Annotated in this window: 16 protein-coding genes and 1 pseudogene; 13 read left to right on the top strand and 4 right to left on the bottom strand. The window is 53.9% G+C overall.

Annotated features, from left to right (window positions below):
• Positions 1-143 precede the first annotated feature (143 nt).
• On the bottom strand, positions 144-938 hold the full coding sequence (locus MY069_RS04940; RefSeq protein WP_482795962.1) for a cysteine hydrolase family protein: 795 nt from the start codon (positions 936-938) through the stop codon (positions 144-146).
• A gap of 37 nt (positions 939-975) precedes the next feature.
• Complete coding sequence (locus MY069_RS04935; RefSeq protein WP_482795961.1) at positions 976-1,974, bottom strand: alpha/beta fold hydrolase; 999 nt, start codon at positions 1,972-1,974, stop codon at positions 976-978.
• 222 nt (positions 1,975-2,196) lie between these two features.
• Here MY069_RS04935 and MY069_RS04930 point away from each other — a divergent pair, with 222 nt between their 5' ends.
• From MY069_RS04930 to MY069_RS04905, 6 genes and pseudogenes are all read left to right on the top strand, one after another.
• The gene (locus MY069_RS04930) at positions 2,197-2,757 is read left to right on the top strand and encodes a TetR/AcrR family transcriptional regulator (RefSeq protein WP_482795960.1); all 561 of its coding nucleotides are present in this window, start codon (positions 2,197-2,199) and stop codon (positions 2,755-2,757) included.
• A gap of 60 nt (positions 2,758-2,817) precedes the next feature.
• Positions 2,818-3,912, top strand: a complete 1,095-nt coding sequence (locus tag MY069_RS04925; RefSeq protein WP_482795959.1) for a serine hydrolase domain-containing protein — start codon at positions 2,818-2,820, stop codon at positions 3,910-3,912.
• Between the two features lie 70 nt (positions 3,913-3,982).
• Positions 3,983-4,180 (top strand): annotated as a pseudogene (locus tag MY069_RS04920) (IS6 family transposase); the annotation flags it as partial.
• Positions 4,181-4,455: 275 nt separating this feature from the next.
• Positions 4,456-5,490, top strand: a complete 1,035-nt coding sequence (locus MY069_RS04915; RefSeq protein WP_482793972.1) for an IS110 family RNA-guided transposase — start codon at positions 4,456-4,458, stop codon at positions 5,488-5,490.
• Positions 5,491-6,026: 536 nt separating this feature from the next.
• Positions 6,027-6,476 carry a tetratricopeptide repeat protein gene (locus MY069_RS04910; RefSeq protein WP_482795958.1) on the top strand — a complete coding sequence of 150 codons (450 nt, stop codon included), beginning with the start codon at positions 6,027-6,029 and terminating at the stop codon, positions 6,474-6,476.
• A gap of 249 nt (positions 6,477-6,725) precedes the next feature.
• A complete protein-coding gene (locus tag MY069_RS04905) occupies positions 6,726-7,205 on the top strand; it encodes a hypothetical protein (RefSeq protein ID WP_482795957.1) in 480 nt (159 codons plus the stop codon).
• On the opposite strand, the gene MY069_RS04900 is transcribed toward MY069_RS04905, so the two are convergent.
• Both MY069_RS04900 and MY069_RS04895 read right to left on the bottom strand, forming a co-directional pair.
• Entirely contained in the window at positions 7,202-8,290 is a 1,089-nt protein-coding gene (locus MY069_RS04900; protein ID WP_482795956.1) for a hypothetical protein, read from the bottom strand. The genes MY069_RS04905 and MY069_RS04900 overlap by 4 nt on opposite strands.
• Before the next feature lie 135 nt (positions 8,291-8,425).
• Positions 8,426-8,665 carry a hypothetical protein gene (locus tag MY069_RS04895; RefSeq protein ID WP_482795955.1) on the bottom strand — a complete coding sequence of 80 codons (240 nt, stop codon included), beginning with the start codon at positions 8,663-8,665 and terminating at the stop codon, positions 8,426-8,428.
• A gap of 370 nt (positions 8,666-9,035) precedes the next feature.
• Between MY069_RS04895 and MY069_RS04890 the strand changes: the two genes are divergently transcribed.
• From MY069_RS04890 to MY069_RS04860, 7 genes are all read left to right on the top strand, one after another.
• Positions 9,036-9,605: an antirestriction protein ArdA gene (locus MY069_RS04890; RefSeq protein ID WP_482795954.1), complete on the top strand. Its 570-nt coding sequence runs from the start codon at positions 9,036-9,038 to the stop codon at positions 9,603-9,605.
• Between the two features lie 41 nt (positions 9,606-9,646).
• Positions 9,647-11,380 (top strand): ParB/RepB/Spo0J family partition protein, encoded by a 1,734-nt coding sequence (locus MY069_RS04885; protein ID WP_482795953.1) that lies wholly within the window; start codon positions 9,647-9,649, stop codon positions 11,378-11,380.
• A gap of 358 nt (positions 11,381-11,738) precedes the next feature.
• Positions 11,739-12,062: a DUF736 domain-containing protein gene (locus tag MY069_RS04880; protein WP_482795952.1), complete on the top strand. Its 324-nt coding sequence runs from the start codon at positions 11,739-11,741 to the stop codon at positions 12,060-12,062.
• A gap of 181 nt (positions 12,063-12,243) precedes the next feature.
• A complete protein-coding gene (locus MY069_RS04875) occupies positions 12,244-12,486 on the top strand; it encodes a helix-turn-helix domain-containing protein (RefSeq protein ID WP_482795951.1) in 243 nt (80 codons plus the stop codon).
• Positions 12,483-12,983 (top strand): S26 family signal peptidase, encoded by a 501-nt coding sequence (locus MY069_RS04870; RefSeq protein WP_482795950.1) that lies wholly within the window; start codon positions 12,483-12,485, stop codon positions 12,981-12,983. Before MY069_RS04875 ends, MY069_RS04870 begins: the two co-directional genes overlap by 4 nt.
• A gap of 151 nt (positions 12,984-13,134) precedes the next feature.
• Positions 13,135-14,178, top strand: a complete 1,044-nt coding sequence (locus MY069_RS04865) for an IS110 family RNA-guided transposase (protein ID WP_482795949.1) — start codon at positions 13,135-13,137, stop codon at positions 14,176-14,178.
• A gap of 669 nt (positions 14,179-14,847) precedes the next feature.
• Positions 14,848-16,560: a DUF3363 domain-containing protein gene (locus MY069_RS04860; protein ID WP_482795948.1), complete on the top strand. Its 1,713-nt coding sequence runs from the start codon at positions 14,848-14,850 to the stop codon at positions 16,558-16,560.
• The last annotated feature ends 3 nt before the right edge of the window (positions 16,561-16,563 follow it).

Here is a 16,563-nt window from a genome sequence, read left to right as displayed (position 1 = left end):
ATCATGTCTTTCTTTTGGTGCAATTTTCTGCTCATCCCCGCGCAGGCAACTTGCGAAATAACTGAAACGAAAAACGCCTGCGCTGAGGGGAAACAACAAGCCTCGAAGGCTTAAGCGCAGGCGCTCAATCGAATGAGGCGAATTCACCCCACCTCTTCGATCTTGGCGATTGCATCGTCGGTGGTCCAAAGGCCATTGGCGACGAACCTGAAATTCACCAACGCGGCGAGATACCCATCACCTTCCGGAAGTTTTGCCGCTGCGGTTGCATCTCGCACAACTGCGACCTCGAACCCCTGTTCGAGAAGCTCGTATAGATGCGCCTGCGTGCAGAGGTTCGCCGACATACCAGCCAGGACAACTTTGCTTACACCTCGTTTGCGAAGCTGGAGCACAAGATCATTTTGCTCTGGGCCGTAAATCTTGTGCGGGCTAGTAATGATCGTTGATCCATCATGGATGTGCGGCTTATACTCCGGCATGAAATCAGATCCGGATCCATCAAAGCCGTCCAAAGAATAAGGGCCTTTTCGATCAAACATCCCGATCGAATGCATGAGATTCTCCAGCGGCCCTTCAAACCTCCAGCCATGGTCTGTCGGATAGTAATGATGAGGTGATATGAACAGCGGCAAATCGTTGTCTTTTGCCGCCTTCATGAGACGACCGATATTCTCAACCGTATTGTGCTCGGTAACACTCTCGCCAACAACGCCCCAAGTGACACCGTCTGGCGACAGAAAATCAATCTGAGGATCTGTGATGACGATCGCGGTCGCACCGGCAATGATCTGCATTTCTGATTGCGGCAAAGCCGGCTCCACAGGGTCGTCATATGGCGATTGCGCACTGGCGGTGATTTCCGCGCATCCCGTCAGCGCAAGGGCGATTGCCAAGGCTGCGAAGGCAGAGTGCATTTTGGTATTCGGGCGGGTCATGAATAACTCCAATATTCAAGAATGTGTGTTGGAACGGTCAGCGCGCGCTGACCTCTCGGTCGAGGAAGTCCATCATCTCAGTCGCGATGACCTCGCCATACTCTTCCAGAGCGAAGTGTCCTGTATCGAGGAGATGGAACTCGACATCATTCAAATCGCGTTTGTATGGGTGAGCGCCGTCAGCTGGAAAAATGTGATCGTTCTTGCCCCATACGATAAGCGTGGGCGGCTGGTGCTCACGAAACAATGACTGCCAATATGGATATTCGGCAACGTTCGTTGCGTAGCTCAAGAACATGTCCAGTTGGATGTCGTGATTGCCGGGACGGTCAAGAAGATACTGATCTTTGTGCCAGTTATCGGGGCTGACCATTTCGGGGTTGCCGACGCCATGCATGTATTGCCACTTGGTCGCATCCAGCGTGAGCAAACCGCGCAATGCTTCACGGTTTTCCTGAGTGGGTTCCGTCCAGTACGCCTTTATAGGGTCCCAAAACTCTTTCAAACCCTCATCATAAGCGTTGCCATTTTGGATGATGAAAGCAGTGACGCGCTCGGGTTTTTTTGCGAAGACGCGGTATCCAACTGGTGCGCCATAGTCCATCAAGTAGACGGCAAACTCCGAAACGTCCTTTTTCGCGAGGAACGAGTCCACAACATCAGCGAATGTTTCGAAGCTATACTCGAACTCGTTACGTCCAGGCATCTCGCTCGCGCCATAACCAGGATAGTCTGGCGCCAGAACATGATAGTCTATAGCCAATTCTGGGATTAAATTCCGGAACATTTGGGAAGATGTCGGAAACCCATGCAGAAGCAGCACGGTCGGCTTCGATCGGTCTCCGGCCTCGCGATAGGCAATCTCGACGCCATCAATCTCGATCGTACGGTAGTAGACAGTCTGGTCTGGGCGCTCGCTCGTCGCGGTATCCGCAACAGCCTGCTGCGCCACCAATGGCGCACCGGCACTTAGTAAGAGCGCCACCCCCGCGAGGCTCGCAGCGCCTCTTTTTACAAATTTGCTTGGATTGGTCATTTCTACGTCCCTTTTGTTGATTACTCGATCAGCACATTTACCGATCGGTTAATGTCGATATCAAGCTTGTACTGATCGGTCAACCTTTTTCGAGTCACTGGTTTATTCTGAGAACTGAAAACCAACCGTATTGCTAACCATATGCACACAAACGCGTGATATGGATTGCAATAGAAAACCCGATCTGGCATTCACCGATCGGTTACACAAAAGGGGTAAGATATGAGCGCTTCGAAACGAGATGACCTCGTCCAAAACGCACTAAAAGCATTTTACGCCGGCGGATTTCATGCGATCGGAATGGATCGACTGGCCAAGGAAACCGGTGTATCCAAAACCGCGATATACAAGCATTTTCGGACCAAGAACGACCTGATCCTGGCAACGCTCCGCTTACGAGACGAGCAGTTTCGAAATTGGCTGATACGACGTGCGGAGGCTCTTGAACAGGACCCGAAAGCGCGCTTACTCGCTGTCTTCGTGGCGCTCGGCGAATGGTTCGCGCAACCTGATTTTCGAAGTTGCATGTTCATCAAGGCGTCGTCCGAGTATCAGGATCGCGACGACCCCATCCATAATATCTCCGCTGAACACAAGCGACTGGTTCGAGACTATTTTGGACAGCTTGCGAAGCAAGCCGGCTTCAAGGACGCCGACCTGCTCGCTCGCCAGTTGCTGATGGTAAAGGAGGGAGCGATCGTACTGGCTCACCTTCATGGAGCGGACTCTACGACAAAAGACGCCATTGGGACCGCCAAGGCGCTCATTGATGTCGCCGAGTAAAATGGAGCTTTCAGTTCTGTCAAAGCGTCATCAGAACTCCAACTGAACAAAGGCAACACCGTGAACGGAATCATAGCGAATTTCTCGGCTTTAATTATCGGGCTTGTTGTTACCGCCTGCGCCCACTCGAAAACGAACGACGTCGAGGCGCAAGCTCCCCTGGACCGCCCAGAACTGGCGCAAATGGTCGAAACGTTTGCGGTTGAAACAAACTTCTCCGGAACCGTTCTCGTTGCAGACGCAGGGAATGTCGTGCTTGAGCGCGCCTTCAATATTCCAGAATTGGCTTACGACCCGATCCACATAGATAGTCGCTTTGCGATCGCATCAATCACCAAGAGTTTCACAGCTATTCTGACATTGCAGCTCGCAGAAAAAGGCATGCTGGATCTGGAAGATTCACTCAACACTCACTTGCCAGAACTCCAGGCGGAGTACGCAGATCAGGTCACAATTCGCCAGTTGCTACAGAACAGATCCGGGATATTGCACTACACCAGCTTGCCCAATTGGTTCGACGCGGAGCACAAGCGAACACTTACTCACGAAACCCTGATTCAAGATATTTCCCAGCTGCCGTTGAAGTTTGAGCCGGGCACGGACTACCTTTATTCAAATGCCAATTTCTATCTTCTCGGCATGGTTATCGAGGGGGTCACCGGCTTCCCTTACGAAGTCGTTCTGGCCGACAATATTCTAGATCCGGCAGGATTGATGGATACGGGCCAGATCTACTCGGCCAACAAGGCAATTGCACAAAACTACCTAAGGGAAGAGGACGGATCATATTCACATATATCGATTGCGAACCCTGGCTTGTTTCGCGCGACAGCATCACAATACACGACAGCGCGGGACCTTTTCCGCCTGCACATCGCATTGCAAGGCGAGACTCTGTTAAATGCTCGAAGCAAAGCCGAAATGTTCAACGCAGAGGTTCCGATGGCGTGGACTGTTGGCGCGCTACCTTTCGAGAACGATCAAACCTCAGGATTCCAATCGTACAATGGAGAACTTGTTGGCTACACCAGCATGATCACTCGTTTCCCAGAGCACAACGGCGCAGTAATAATCTTGAACAACAACAATGCCGGATACGAAACGCTCGCTAGACTAACCCTAGAGATAGCTGCACAGTTGTATGCGCCGAATTGAAAGGTTCATCGTACAGTGAGGAATTGTCTGCGGAAAGAGAGCCTCAACTGCAGTGCTCTAAGCTCGGCTAATGAGCAAGAACCCGTTTCGCTATTTCAAAACGTCGCCCGAGATCATCCAGCTTGCAGTGATGATGTATGTCCGGTTTCCACTTTCACTGCGTAATATCGAAGACCTAATGCGTGAGCGCGGTATCGAAATTTGCCATGAAAACGTTCGGCTCTGGGTCGATCGGTTTGGTCCGATCTTTGATGTGCCCCTAGAACGGTAGACGCCTTGAAGATACAATGTTGGTTTCAAACTCGATCACCGAGATTCTTGAGAGAGCTTAGATTACTCAAAGTGAACGCGAGCGTTCGCAATGCTGCCATCAACTGGTCTTGGCCGCGGTATGGAGCGGCTCGGATTTGAGGGAGCGTCTTTCTTATATCGTGCGCCACGCCACTTACGACCGCTTTTGATGCTGTGGACGGCGTGCCCCACCCAGCTCTACTGAGCTGGTAATGTGAAGGTATCCACACCGCCAACATTAGGAGCACGCCTATGGATAAGAGTATCACAGTTATTGGCCTAGATTTAGCCAAGTCGGTTTTTCAGGTTCACGGTATCAACACGGAGGGTGAGGTTGTCGTTCGTCGCAAACTCAGCCGGTCGCGAGTCCTCGCCTTTTTCAATCAGTTGGAACCGTGTTTGGTCGGCATGGAAGCCTGCGCAACAGCGCACTATTGGGGCCGTGAGCTGAGCGCACTTGGGCATGAAGTGAAGCTGATGGCGCCCCAGTTTGTGAAGCCGTATCTCAAGAGCCAGAAGAACGATATGCGTGATGCGGAAGCGATCTGCGAAGCCGTCACCCGGCCAACGATGCGGTTCGTTCCTATCAAAACACCAGATCAACAGGCGCTCCTTGCCCTGCATGGTGTACGCGATCATTGGGTGCGTTTATCGACCCGGCTGATCAACACATTACGGGGCTACTTGGCTGAGTTCGGTATCGTCGCTTCCAGAGGGCGGATGGGCGTTGAAGCCATCCTCGACACGCTGGCTGACGATCAGGATGATCGCATCCCCGACCTGGCGCGGGAGTGCCTGCTGCCGCTCGCCAGCGAGCTCCGACACGTGAAGCGGCAAATCTTGGAAACGGATCGCAAGATCCTCAAGGCCCATAAAGCCAATGCCATCTGCCAGCGACTGGAAACGATACCCGGCGTCGGACCGGTCATCGCAACACGTGTGGTCGCTGAAGTACCCGATCCAAAGATCTTCAAATCCGGTCGCGCATTCTCCGCCTGGGTCGGGCTTGTGCCTAAACAGCATTCCAGTGGCGGGCGAGAGCGGCTCGGGAAGATCACCAAGAAGGGCAACCCGGAGCTGAGGCGCTTACTGGTTACTGGCGCGATGTCGATGATCATCCGAGCGAAACAGCTCGGCTTCACGAAGCATCCATGGCTTAGCCGTTTGCTCGAGCGTAAACCGATGATGGTGGTTGCGATCGCCATGGCCAACAAGATGGGCCGCATGATCTGGGCCCTGATGGTCAAAGGAGAGAAGTTCAATCCGGCAAAGCTAATGCCGGCATAAAGTCGCCGCGCTGAACAGGCGCAAACGAGATTGGTGAGAGCATAAGGAGGTCATGCAGACCCGTAGGTTCAACAAGTGAGGACAATCCACCTGCGAGCAAGCACCCTTGAGTGCGTGCTTTTGTAAGGAACCTCATCTTGCGGAACGCATGATGGCCAGCGGCGTCTGAATGCCGCTCGAATAGGCCGAACAGATGCCCGCTAACGGCCAACCTGCAGATGACCAACTAAAATCTCTTGCCAAGGGGCCGCCGTCCACAGATGCTCGCCCAGCGGTCAGAACCTAACACTCCTTAATATCCGCTCCTGAACCGTATCGGAAAACCGTGCGGCGCGGGATCAAGTGGCATCGCGTCCAAACCCGCCAACCAAATGGCGGCCATCCGAAAAAGCCCGATCAAATCGTTTGTTCCGCGAGCCTGCTGAAGCTCGGGATGTTTAGATGAGTTATCGACAAGCGGCCGAAGATTTGAACACTTTCTCGTTCGCGGGTATCAATTCGTTCAGGCAAAAGCGGTGAGACGAGGCGGTATCGGAATGAGCAAATTCAAAAGCAGTATGTCAATCATCTCAGTGTTAGCGATGGTGTTCAGCTCGATTTTGGTCGCTTCTGCGCAGTCGGACGCTGCGGATAACAGCTTAGCTGAGATTTACTTCGAGTTGGCCGAAATAGGTCGAAGCCTCAACGGCGTGGATCAAGATGACCTAGACAACTACTTACAAGCTTGTGAGCGCGACCATGCACTCGCATGTAGAACAGCCGGATACTATCTTATCTCGGGAAAGCAGGTTCAGCGTGACGCCCAACGAGGCGTAAGCCTCTATCATAAGTCGTGCGATCTTGGTGACATAAACGGGTGCCTAGCGGCGTCGGCAGTGCATCGAAAAGGTGAAGGCGTTCCAAAGGATCAAAGCAAAGCCGCAGCAGCAGAGGCGAAGGCTTGCGAACTGGCAAAAAATACGGATCAGGAACGTATGTTTTGTTAGGAATTGAAAGATCAATATGACCGAAGCGGTCACACTTGTTTCAGCTCCAGCGGGTTCGCAATCTGGGAACTAGCTCCATAAGAATTCTCGGCGAATCTCCGCTGCAAACCCAAATCAGACGTCCGCTCTCGTCGTCTTTGCTGAAACCGAGAGAGACTGAGATGATATGAAATAAGGCGGTGTGGAACTGAGTCTTGACTGAATATTGATCTCAGCCCTTATTCGAATGATTGGAACAAGGGGATGTTCATGAGAATTATTTTGTTTGCGGCCGCATGTGCCTTGCTGATGTCCACTACGTCCGAAGCACAGCGGCGATCAGTAGATCGTTTCGTAACGTACACGCCTGTCGAGAGTGCCGCCCTCATCGATGGAGTCGAATATCGTGATGACAACGTGAAGGCCGGTCGTATCTATGTTTCGTCAGAATTGCTCGCAGGCTTACCTTTCGCATTTCAGATGCAAGAGCAGCGCGGAGGGATGACACGAACCGTTCCAGCCATTCGAGCGGAAGTTGCGTTCCAAGGCCAAAACCATCAGCTCAATGCCTACTATCATGGCGGAGAGTTGTCGTTCCAGTCAGCCATCCAAAATTATCGTGACCGCCAAAGCGTGATGGATGCGGTGGATGCGGCGATTACAGGCGGCTATTCGGTAAGGATAACTGTATTCGACCTGCAATCTGATCAGAAAGTCCTGATACATGACGGCGTGTTCGCAGCGCGTTAGTCGCGGCGATAATTGGATAATCCGCGAATGAAACGTGAAAACTCAGGCCCCTCGCATGACCACTGAGCAAATAGCGGATCGAGGTCTGATTGCAGGCGCCTGATCGTGCTCAGGCTGTATACATCGTAAGGCCCCTCTGAATTCTTGGCGCCAGAATAGAGATCTACCAGCGCGCGGTCGACAGCGATCGTCTCGCGATCTTCAACTCCTCCTGTCTGACGATTTGTCAGCGTGATGCTGACATTCTCGGTCCCATTAGGGGATCTGGAGCCGCATTTGTTGTGTGCGCGTTCAACATAGGCGAGCAGTACCGACGAACGATAAGGAAATTTCTGCCCCTCCTCGAGAGGCCGAGGCGACGGGGCTGGCTTCGTTGGCTCACTCGCCATGTAAACATCAAACGCCCATCCATCCCCCAATGGCCAGTTGTAAAGCGCTTTGTTGGATTGAAACCAGGCATTTCTCTCCGACTTTCGGGCTTCCGCTGCTGCGAGGAATTGACGACGCTCCGCGGCTTTTTGTTCAGCGATGCTGATCTCAGCCTGGGTTTTCATTCCGCGATTGTTGAATGCCAGCACATTGTTCCAAGCGGCCCCCTCAAACATCCGCGTTTGACTGACGGAGGGCGAGTAAGGCGATCCGAACATATGATGGAAGCTCGAGAACGCACGTTCTCCGCTATTGGCACGAACCTCTGCGGCTTCACCAATTGAGCCATCTCTCATGATTACCCGGTCTTTGAAATAGATTGCCGCACCAACCGAAACTGCATCTGGGCAGTACTGCGCAGCCAAGCGCTTCAAGAGTGGTTCTGGTAGAGCTGCACCCAGGTATTGCTTAGTCAGCTCGGTGTCGTTGGCCACATCAAATATGACAGAAAGTGAAAGTGTTTGAGATCGACCGCAGTGCTCGTCATCATCATAAGCCCCCCGATCTAGCAAATGCACTGTGAAATTAGAGCCTGTGTGAATCAGTTCTCCCGCGTTATGGAGGATGAATCTCGATTGCGCGTTGGCTGTGCCCAGCGGAAACCACATTGCGAGGCAAACCGTGAAAACGACAATCAATTGGATCCGGAGTCCCACGAGCGCTCTCCTGTTTCGTAACTGTACTTTGAATTGATTATATAAATCTCTGAATTGCAACGCCCTTCGGAAACGAGAAGATAAAAGCAATGAGTGCTTTCGTTCTGTTCCAAGAAACACGACTGCGCAGCTGGCTTATGCCCCAGCATCCCGCAGGCGTTGTGTTGCGATGGTGAATGCTTGTCGCGTCCGAGACGCATCCGTGCCGGTATTTGATCGGAGCGCTTCCAGCATGGATTCACACTCGGCCCGATTGTGGCGAATCTCCTGGGAGAATGGCTTGATAATACCGATACCCCAATTGTTCTTGAAAACGGCTTGTGCTGTCGCACCGTCGCCCTCGAGGCGGATATACTCAAAGTAGTTAGAAAGCATGGTATCGCCTCCGGTGTCTTGTCTTCCGCAAGTGTTAGAGAGCTGTCTGCAGATCGACAAGGCAAACTAGGGTTCTATGACTTAAGCCAGGAGCGATTTGTTGTGTCTCCTATTGCTCGCCCAGCAGAAAAAGAAGCCTAACCAGTCTCAAAAAAGTAGACCTTTCCCAGCAGTCGGTCTGGGGCGGACAGCGCGCCTGCCAGAGCGCGGTCGACCCGCAAGGGGAGCGGGATTGATATGTTCTAAGATCGTCTCGACATCTCCTACCTAAACCCTTGCGGTCCGCCCTTGTGCGCTCTGGCTGTCGCTCTTTCCTGCCGCCCCATCCCGCCTGCCGGGAAAGGAATGCGGGGCGCGACGGAGATGAGATATGAGCGCAACACCGCAGACACCAGCACCCCTTGTCGGGACCACCGGAGCACCTTTTAGGGACACCCCACGTATCTATGTCGCATGTCTGGCAGCCTATAATTCAGGTCGCCTTCACGGGCGTTGGATAGCTGCCGACAAGGGACAAGATCACATCTGGGCTAAAGTGCGCCAGATGTTGAAAGAGAGCCCTGAGCTGGGTGCTGAGGAGTGGGCCATCCACGACTATGACGGGTTCGAGGGCGCACCGATTTCAGAATATGCCGGGTTCGACTGGGTCTGCGACTTAGCGGAGTATGTCGATGAACGCGGCGAACTTGGCGCAAAAGTTTGCGAACATTATTGCGGTGATCTCGAACAGGCCAAAGCGGCCTTTGAGGATTATGCGGGCTGCTACAACTCACTCGCTGATTTTGCCGAAAACCTGACGCGAGAGACCGGCCCTAAGATTCCGGATGCGTTCCAGTACTATATCGACTGGTCCGGCATGGGCCAGGACATGGCGATGAATGGCGACGTGTTCACCATAGAGACGCATTTCGATGAAGTGCACGTCTTCTGGTGTCGATGACCAATTCCACCCCCCCCAAAAAAAATGAACAGGAGACCGCTATGGCTCAGCCAGAGCTCAAACACATTCCGCTTGATCAGCTAAAGGTCAGCAAGCTCAATATGCGTCACGGGCGTAAGAAGCCGGATGTTTCGGACATATTACCGTCCATCCGCGAACGAGGCATTCGCCAGACATTGCTCGTGCGCAAGGAAGGAAAAGGCTATGGCATCGTTGCCGGGCGTCGTCGTTTCTTCGCGCTGAAAGAGATCGCGAAAGAAACTGGCGACGTCTCGCTCATCCCATGCGCAGTGATGCCAGAGAACGATGCTGCCGCTGCGATCGAAGCCTCCGTCATCGAAAATATCGGGCGCTTGCCTGCGAGCGAGATGGAGCAATACACCGCCTTTAAACGCCTCGCTGACGAAGGTCGAAGCATAAACGAAATTGCGAGCTTCTTCGGTGTCACAGAATTGCTGGTCAGACGGGTTTTGGCGCTCGCCTCATTGATCGCGCCCATTCGGAGACTCTATGCAGAAGAAGAAATCGACCGCGCGACGATCCGGGCGCTGACCCTTGCGAGCGAAGCCCAACAAGCAGAATGGATCCGGCTCCACAATAGCGAAGACGAGCGCGCTCCGATTGGGCGAAACTGCCGCGCCTGGGTGACAGGCGGGGTGTCGATCACGACCGACAAAGCCCTGTTTGAGCTTGAGCATTTTGAAGGAGAGATCATCGGCGACCTGTTTGGAGACCATGGCGTGTTTGCCGACCCGGACGCGTTTTGGGCGGCGCAGTCGAAGGCGATCTCTGAGAAAGTCGATGCGTTCAAAAATGCTGGATGGCGCGATGTGATCTGTCTTGAACGCGGACAGTATTTCCAGAGATGGGAGCATGTGCAGACGGCGATGGAAGCGGGCGGGAAAGTCTTTGTCGAAATTCGCCACGATGGAACCGTTACATTTCATGAGGGGTATCTCACGCAAGCCGAGGCCCGGCGCCGGGAGAAATGTTCTAGCGATGAACCCGGCACTACGGGAGCGATTAAACCAGAAATGAGCGCACCGCTGGCTGAGTATGTACTGCTTCATCGCCATGGCGTCGCGCAAGCGAGCTTGCTGAAACGCCCCGCCATCGCGCTTCGATTGATGATTGCCCATGCGATGACGGGCAGCGCGCTTTGGGACGTTCGCGCCCATGAGTGCCGAACGCGAAAACCCGAAACGCGATCCAGCGTGGAAGCGAGCAAGGCGACTGGCGAGACGCAAACGGCTGGAGAAAAGGTCGACTCCCTATTCAAAGACAAGGGTGCAGTTAAACGAGCGCGCCGCAATTCTGATAGCTATCGTCTGGTCGAAATATTTGCCGCCTTGCTCCAGATGAGCGACGAAGACGTGCTCGATATAGTGGCCTATGTCATGTCTGAAACCCTCGAAGCGGGCGGCAGTGTTGTCGAAGCCGTTCTGCATGTTTGCGAGGCTGATCCATCTACATATTGGCAACCCGACGAGGCCTTCTGGACCTTGGTCCGAGACAAGCGCGCGATCAATGCCATGGTCGAACATATCGGCTCCAAAGCGCTTGCCGATAAATGCCGCACTGACACCGCGAAGGTTCAAAAACAGCTCATCGCGATCCGAATTGATGGGACCGGCTGCGACCCAAATTCTGACTGGCGACCCGGTTGGATGTCGGTGCCACCCCGCCGATATGTTGCAGATGCGCCTTCTCCCCCTGCTGATGCGTGGAAGCGTGTTAGCCGACTGTTCGACGCCATCAATGCTGGCGCATCGTAGCGACCATGCAGATTAAATGAAGCGAGCTGGACTTTGTGTCCGGCTCGTCTTGCGTTGACTGCCTCGATCCTTTGCCTCCGTCTTCCTTCGTCACTTAAGCGTGCTTTTTAGCCTCGAGACCCGTCTCTTGCCTGGAGGACCTGGCCGCTGAAACCGCATTCTGAAACGGGTCCAAGCAGGAATTTTCCCCGGCGCTGGCGCGCCTCCTCGCGCAGCAAAATTCCCGTTCTCCCGCGTGCTGCGCTGACGCTGCGCCCCGATGGGTTCAGAAGGCGATTTGAGCGGCCTTTAGGTCCGGCGTCGACGGGGCATGAAGCTTTTCCGAAGACACGCCAAAGAAACGAAAAGGAGACTTAAAATGGCAAACGCACTTGGTTATGTCAGCGAAACGAAAACCGGGTTTGAAGGTATGCTCGCCATGATGAATCTGTCAGCTTCCATCCGCATCGCGAAGAATGAGGAAAAGACCACTGACGGACAGCCCGATTATCGCATCTTCGCAGGTGAAACGACCACAGAAATCGGCGGAGGATGGCTCAGAAAAGCCAAAGCATCTGGCCGCGAATATGTATCGCTTACCCTGGCTGACCCACAGATTGGACCGCGCCGGATCTATGCAAACCTCGCCCCGGTCAGAGGTAAGAAAGGGCGTCATGTGATCCTCTGGAACCCGCGCGACTAAGCGAAACACATCGCTGAATCTGAGCCGCGCCGAGATCATTCTCGGCGCGGTTTTTCACGTTGTTGTGTTTGGTTAAGCGAGCAGGGGAAAAACCTATCCACTTCATTTTTCCGCTCCCGACTCCCCGCATAATCGCGCAACTTTCTCCCATCGACACCAAGACGAAACAGGGAGAACCATCATGTCTGAAACCACAAACCCAAAATCAGAGTCTCGCGATTGGCCAGAGCTTCTGACCGTACAGGAAGCCGCGAAATTCTTACGCCTTACTCGGTCCACGCTGGATCATTATCGCTGCGAAGGACGAGGGCCCATCTACCGCAAACATGGCGCCCGGGTCTTTTATCCAAAGCCTGAACTCATCCGCTGGTCAGAGCGAAACAGCTATGCCTCGACGTCGCAGCGCATTCGAAAAGACTCATGAAATGGCAGAGTTTGGGTGTGGGCTCGATCGCGATTGCTGCGCTCGTCCTCGCACCGTTCTTTGGCTATCAAAAGCGCTTGATCTGGAACCGGACTGCGAGTGCGCCGATCGGTCTTTATTGGGTGAAAGACGGCCCTATTACGCATGACCGTTGGGCCGTCCTTTCACCCAAAAGCGATGCCAGCATGTGGGCTCAAAAAAACGGATTTGTTGGCAAAGACTGGCCTCTCTTAAAAGCGATAGCAGGACTCCCAGGCGATAAAATATGCCGTGAAAATGAGATCATTCTCATCAATGGTGAGGTCCGCGCTATAGCGCTTAAGCATGACGATTTACAGCGAGATTTACCGGTCTGGAGCGGCTGTCGCATGCTCTCAGAAGACGAAATCTTCCTACTGAACGTACATCCAAAATCGCTCGATGGACGCTATTTTGGGGTCACAAAACGGAAAGACGTGGACGGCATTGCCGTCCTCCTCTTTGAAGTCCCGCGGTGAAGCGGTGCAAGCGTATGCAAAGCGATGCCAGGAAACGACAGGAATTGAGGGGCGAACCCGGTAGTGCTCATTTAAACCCGCCTGCACGCGGCCGCGAGTCCGGTCATTTCAGTATGCGCTATTGTGGCGGTTTTCGAGAAGGAGAACTGTTATGATCGTTTTTGCAGGTTTGGATATATCGCTGGAAGAGACGCATATTTGCATCGTCAATGCGGATGGAAAAACACTCAAAGAGGTCCGTGTTCCGACTGAGCCGGAACCTATTGCATTGGTCCTCTCACACTATGGGCATAAGTTGAAACGTGTCGGATTTGAAGCCAGTTCATTGTCGCCCTGGCTCAGTAATGAGCTGACAGCTAAGGGCTTTCCAGCGATCATCGTGGAAGCCCGTCATATGGCTGGCGCACTGGCGGCCATGCGCAACAAGACCGACCGCAATGATGCGCGCGGTCTCGCTCAGATGATGCGAACCGGCTGGTTCCGGCAAGTTCACGTCAAAAGCGATGAAAGCCACCGGATGCGTGTCCTGCTCGGTAATCGCAGGCTGCTTAAGCGCAAGTTTCTGGATGTAGAGAACGCTATTCGCGGCACACTCAAAGTCTTCGGCGTAAAGCTCAACAGAACAACACGCGGGCGGTTCGAAGAAGACTTGCGTGCCTTACTGGCCGATGCTGATCCGATGCTTCGGGCGCTGGCAGACAGTATGCTCAAGGCCCGCGCGGCGCTGTTTGAAGAGTTCCAGAAGTGCCACAAATTACTGCTTGATATTGCCAGGAATGATGAGGTCTGCAGGCGGTTCATGACAGTGCCGGGCGTGGGGCCTGTAACCGCACTCTCCTACAAATCCTGCATTGATGATCCAGCACGCTTCAGGCGCTCAAAGACAGTTGGCGCGCATCTCGGATTGACACCAAAACGTTATCAGTCCGGCAGTGTTGATTTTAACAGCCGGGTATCGAAATGCGGGGATCCCGAGACACGATGGCTGCTCGTGGAAGCAGCTAATTCGATGCTCTCAAATGTTCGGAGCTGGTCGGTTCTCAAGGCCTGGGGAACAGGGCTTCAGCGCCGTCTGGGACACCGCCGGGCCTGCGTTGCTCTTGCCAGAAAACTGGCTGTCATTCTGCACCGGATGTGGCGTGATGGTAGCGACTTTATCGCTTCCAGAGACGGTTTGAGAGCACGGATGGGCTGATCAAAACACAAAATTTTTTAGAACGAGGAACATCAAATGACCTGACATACAACATACGAAATTCCGCATAAGCGGAAGCGACCCTGACGGGCCGCGGAAGGGATGATCCCGTTATCTTGCCTGCACAGAAGACGGATTTTTCCGGCTTTAAAACAGTGCGCTGTTAGTGCTTCGAGGACGTTCTTTCCTGTCGAACCAAAGCATGTGCGAGGCCGCCAAGCGCTTCAGCACGCAGTAGTGCATGGACCGTCAGTGGCGCAGAGCCATTCAACACACCAAATAAGGGAATCTCTATATGAATCAGGATTATAAGCGACCCAGACGAGCGATTCAGGACTTGACGGAATGGGCGGGTTTAGTCAGGGCAAGATTAAAGCTCATGCACCAACCGGCGCATAAGATACTGTCTGCACATCGATTTTTTAGTGTCCTTTGCACGGTGTTGCAGTGCAAGGTTCGTTTGAATGCCCAGTATTCGCAGGGCTCATGCGTGGTGCAGGTCACATGAGCGAGGAGTTCGATTTTACGCCTCGGCTTGGCAGGATCCGCGATCGTGGGGGTGGGAGCGGTCGGAGCGCTCGCAGCAAAATCACGCGTGCGACAGCGCGGCTGAATCGTGGCCCCAGAAAGCCCGGCTTTACGGGCGCGCGAATTGGCCGGGGCAGTGCGGTGAAATTTACCGCCTCTTCATTGCCACGCTTTCGAATGCGCCGGGTGGTCGTCAAAGTTCATATCGCACGGGCGCGTGGTAAGAGTGGAGCAGGGGCGTTTCGAGCGCATCTCAGTTACCTCCAAAGAGACGGTGTCGATCGCGATGGTGCAGGCGGTGATGTTTACACCCGAGAAGGCGAACAGATAGATCGCAGTCGGTTTCTGAAAAACAGCCAATCGGACCGCCATCAGTTCAGGATCATTGTGTCGCCGGAGGACGGGCACGCGTTCGAAGATCTCAAATCCAATACCAGAGCGTTAATGGCGAAAATGGAGTCAGATCTCGGTCAGAAGCTCGATTGGGTCGCGGTCGATCATCACAATACCGGGCATCCGCACACGCATATCGTCATCCGAGGTCGTGACAGTCGAGGACGCGATTTGATCATCGCGAGAAACTATCTGACCCAAGGTCTTCGAAAACGCGCAGAGGAGCTCGCCACCCGCACGCTAGGACCGCGTCGAGACCTGGAGATCATTCGGGCGCAGCAAGCAGAGGTCTCGCACGACCGATTCACGACCCTTGATCGCAAGCTCGCAGAACTGGAACGCGATCACCGAATTGTCATTGAGCCCGCGTCCGGAACACGGGAGCGCTTCGATCGCAATCTGCGCCTGCGTCGACTGGCGCACCTTCAAAAGCTACATCTCGCAAAACCAGTCGGTCAGCAGCAATGGCGGATGAAACAGGGTTGGGACGAGACTTTGAAGTCGATGGGCCGACGCGGTGATGTCATCCGATCCCTCTCAGCTGAGCATAGCGCGCAACTCGAAAAGAACGCTCTTGAGTTTTGGAACGACAAAACGAGTCTCGAAACTGCTGTGCTGGGCGAGGTTTTGACATCGGGACCGGAAGACGAGTTACGCGATCGACGCTTCCTTATTGTTCGCGATTTTGAAGGTGGGCATTGGCACGTGCAGGGCGGTGAAGACCGCTCGCTTCCGGAAGGTGCCATCATCGAGGTTCAGGATCGCGCGGGCGAGCCGCGACCCGCAGATCGAACCATCGCCCAAATAGCTGAGAGAAATGGCGGGTTTTATTCGGCCGACCTTCACGCCTCATATGATCCAGCTTCAACCGCAGCTTACCGTGAGGCTCATAAGCGAAGGCTCGAAACCTTGCGCCGCGCCGGTCACGTAGAACGCCATTCGGATGGCACCTGGGATATTCCAGATGATTATCTGAAACGAGCTGCTGCTTTCGAACGCGCCCGCGGTGGCCCACAAATCGCTGTGAAGTCCTGGCTCAGCATCGCCGATCAGATCGAGTCTCGAGGTCCTGTCTGGTTGGATAACGTCAATCAAAATCGGGGGCCGGTTCTCGAAGCGGCAATTAAAAAACGACACCTCGTTCTGAAGGCTCGCGGATCACCAGACATGAAAACCATGGCGCATGCCGAGTTAAACGCCGCCGCCGAAGCGCATGCTTTGAAGACAGGAGAGGTCTATCAGCCGCTTTCTACCGGTGATCAGTTTCGAGGCCGCTACCAGGGGTACCTGGATCTCGGGCAGGGCAGAATGGCGCTACTAAGTAATGGTAAGGAATTCACCCTGGTGCCGTGGCGCCGCGACCTGACTCAACTACGAGGACGCGATCTGTCTATTCAGCGCACGCGCTCCGGTATCAATTTTTCAATGGGTCGCGATAGATCACGTGGGCTCAGCCGGTAGTTC

It is taken from the genome of Hyphomonas sp. ske169 (assembly GCF_056850855.1).
This window is presented reverse-complemented; position numbering and strand designations above follow the sequence as displayed.